Here is a 3,271-nt window from a genome sequence, read left to right on the forward strand (position 1 = left end):
CGACATGATCGATGACGAGTCCGCGCGGAATTACCGAGTTGGGATGCAGGCTGCGAGGCATGGCAGGATCTCCGACGACCGAAGCCGAGATCCATCAACTCCCCTGCACCGAAAGTGAGTCAGACCCATAATTCCACGCCGGAGGGGCCGTTCCTGTCGTCCCTGTCGCACCGGTCCTCCGGAAACGACGAAGGGCCCGGCCTTGCGGCCGGACCCTCCCTCGCTGCGGCGCCGGCTGGGCCGGCGCCGAGGTTCGATCTTAGTACGAGCCGAACTTGTAGTTCACGCCGGCGCGGACGACGGCGAACTCGGTGTTGGCGGCGGCGCCGTTGAGGTAGGCGGTGCCGTTCGGGGCCAGCAGGTTGCCGTAGAACACGCCACCGGCGGTGTTCTTCTGACGGTCCAGGTTCACGTACAGGCCTTCGACCTTGAGGGTCACGGCCGAGGACTTGAAGAAGTTCAAGAACGAGTCGGTGGGCAGGGCGTACTCGATGCCGCCGCCGACGGCGTAGCCGGTGCGGAAGCTGCTGCGGAAGTTCCGGCCAGCGAAGTTCTGGTCGTCCTGACCCGAGCCGTAGGCGTAACCGCCGGTGGCGTACACGAGGGTCCGGTCGAAGGCGTAGCCGAGGCGGCCGCGGGCGGTGCCGAAGTAGTCGAGGCCGTTGCCGCTGGTGGCGACGAAGGCGCGCGGGTTCGAGAACGCGGTGCCCGGAGCGCCGGTCACGCCGTAGTTCAGGGTGCCGTTAGCGCGGCGGGCGAAGTCGACGTACTGGGCGTCAGCCTCGAAGCCGACCACGATGCCGGAGCCCGGGGTGAACTGATAGTTGTAGCCGATCTGGGCGCCGCCGGTGAAACCATCGTTGGCGCCGCGGTTGCCGACGCTGACGACGGCATTGGTGTTCGGCGAGTTGATCAGCGAGCCGGCCGGCAGGGCGTAGTTGGCGGTGTTGCGGCTGCTGGCATCGAAGCCGTAGCCGGCGTTCACGCCGAAGTAGGCGCCGGTCCAGGTGAACACCGGCACCGGCGTGAACACCGGCGGCGGCGCAGCGCGACGCGGCAGGTCGGCCGCGGAGGCGGCGGCGGTCATGCCGGCGAGAACGGTCGATGCAAGAAGAACTTTTTTCATGGTGCCATGGGTCCTGGGGTTGGCTTGAGCCGGCTGCCTTCTAGGCGCTCTCGGTCGGCGGGTCTGTCGCTTTCCTGCAACAAGCTCGGCCAGACTAGCCCGATCTCGTCAACGAAAGGTGAAGGTTACGCGCGCACAACCCTGTCGTCGGCGCATGAGTGTGTATCAGAAGCTGCATCGGCGTTTGAACAAAGTCTGAAGATTAGTCGGGCTCCTTTATACGGGGATGCCGGGATCTGTCCGATTCAGGTCCGTCGCCAGTCGGGCTCTTCCGCGTCGGCGCCGGGGACGGCGTTTTATTCTGGTACGGTGAGCGCTTGCTCGTCCCGTCCTGCGTAAGTCGGCGGTTAACCATGGTGTGGTAACCGTCCCGGATCGACCGTTGCCCGCCGCACGCCCGACCGAGAAGGACAGACCATGCTCCCGCCCGCCGAGCGGAGTCAGAAGCCCTTCGGGACTCGCCGACCCGCCGCCGAGCCGGACAGGTCCACGCGCACGCATCCAGCTACGAGCATTGCCCAGACCCGGCCCGCGGGATCCCTGGCCTGGGCGCTGCGCATTTCGGCCGTCGTGGGTCTGCTCGCCCTGGTCGCGACCCACCAGCTCGCCCGGTTGAGCCAAGCCGGCCCGGCATCGGTCCAGCTCGCCCTGGCCGGACAGGGGCTCTCCGCCGATCCGGAGACGACCGGCTCGCTCGCGCCGGCCGGCGCCGCCCGGGTGACCCGCCTCGACCCCTGCCTGCTGCCCGCCCTGGACCGTCACCAGCCCTGATCGGCTGTGCGTGGGACCCGGATGCGCGCATTGCGAGATTGACAAGCTGCGCCAAGCCCCTAACTGACTGCCCCATGCGCCCCGCGGCCACGGGTGCGTTCGTGCGCCTTACGTGAGCCCTCCCGAGCCGTTGCCGCGACGGTGTCCACCGCGCCGGCCGGGCGCGCAACGGTTCCTGAACGCAGATGCCTTTTTCCGACCTGGGACTGAGCGAGAAAGTCCTCAACGCCGTCGAGACGGCGGGTTACACCGAGCCGACGCCGATCCAGGCTCAGGCGATTCCTCACGTGCTCGCGCGCCGGGACGTCCTCGGCATCGCCCAGACCGGCACCGGCAAGACCGCGGCGTTCACGCTGCCGATGCTGACGCTGCTGGAGAATGGCCGCGCCCGCGCCCGGATGCCCCGCACGCTGATCCTGGAGCCGACCCGGGAACTCGCGGCGCAGGTGGTCGAGAATTTCGACCGCTACGGCACCAACCACAAGCTCAACGTCGCGCTCATCATCGGCGGCGTGTCCTTCGCGGACCAGGACGCCAAGCTGACGCGCGGCACCGACGTGCTGATCGCCACGCCGGGCCGGCTGCTGGACCATTTCGAGCGGGGCAAGCTGCTGCTCACCGGGGTCGAGCTGCTGGTCATCGACGAGGCCGACCGTATGCTCGACATGGGGTTCATCCCCGACATCGAGCGGATCGTGAAGATGGTCCCGTTCACCCGGCAGACGCTGTTCTTCTCGGCGACCATGCCGCCGGAGATCGAGCGGCTGGCGGACATGTTCCTGCACAACCCGCAGCGGATAGAGGTGGCGCGGCCGGCTTCCACGGCCTCGACCATCACGCAACGGCTGGTGGCGGTCGGCTCCGAGGGGCACGCCAAGCGCGAGCGCCTGCGTACCCTGATCCGCGGCGAGTCCGAGCTGAACAACGCCATCATCTTCTGCAACCGCAAGCGCGACGTCGCGCTGCTGCAGAAGTCGCTGGTCAGCCACGGCTTCGACGCCGCCGCCCTCCACGGCGACATGGACCAGCGGGCGCGCACCACCGCGCTGGACGCGTTCCGCGCCGGCGAGACCGCCCTGCTGGTCGCCAGCGACGTGGCGGCCCGTGGTCTCGACATCCCGGCGGTCAGCCACGTGTTCAACTTCGACATCCCGCACCACCCCGAGGATTACGTTCACCGGATCGGCCGAACCGGCCGGGCTGGCCGGAGCGGCGCCGCCTACACCCTGGTCGCCCCCGGGGACGACCGCTCGCTGGGCGCCATCGAGGCCCTGATCGGGCAGCCGATTCCCTGGTTCGACGGTGACCTGTCCACGGTGGCCGATCCGTCCGCCGACACCGGCACGCGGCACCGCGGCCGATCGGGCGAGGGCC

3 protein-coding genes are annotated in these 3,271 nt (G+C 68.7%); 2 read left to right on the plus strand and 1 reads right to left on the minus strand.

The window, feature by feature from the left end; all coding sequences use genetic code 11:
• Window positions 1–259: 259 nt before the first annotated feature.
• The gene (locus FV228_RS24430) at window positions 260–1,126 is read right to left on the minus strand and encodes a porin family protein (protein WP_147856931.1); all 867 of its coding nucleotides are present in this window, start codon (window positions 1,124–1,126) and stop codon (window positions 260–262) included.
• A gap of 417 nt (window positions 1,127–1,543) precedes the next feature.
• On the opposite strand from FV228_RS24430, the gene FV228_RS24435 reads away from it, so the two are divergent.
• A complete protein-coding gene (locus FV228_RS24435; RefSeq protein ID WP_147856932.1) occupies window positions 1,544–1,897 on the plus strand; it encodes a hypothetical protein in 354 nt (117 codons plus the stop codon).
• A gap of 185 nt (window positions 1,898–2,082) precedes the next feature.
• The coding region (locus FV228_RS24440) for a DEAD/DEAH box helicase (protein WP_147856933.1) at window positions 2,083–3,271 on the plus strand (1,189 nt) is incomplete at its 3' end.

The sequence above is a fragment of the Methylobacterium sp. WL18 genome (assembly GCF_008040015.1).
GTDB classification, from domain to species: Bacteria; Pseudomonadota; Alphaproteobacteria; order Rhizobiales; family Beijerinckiaceae; genus Methylobacterium; species Methylobacterium mesophilicum.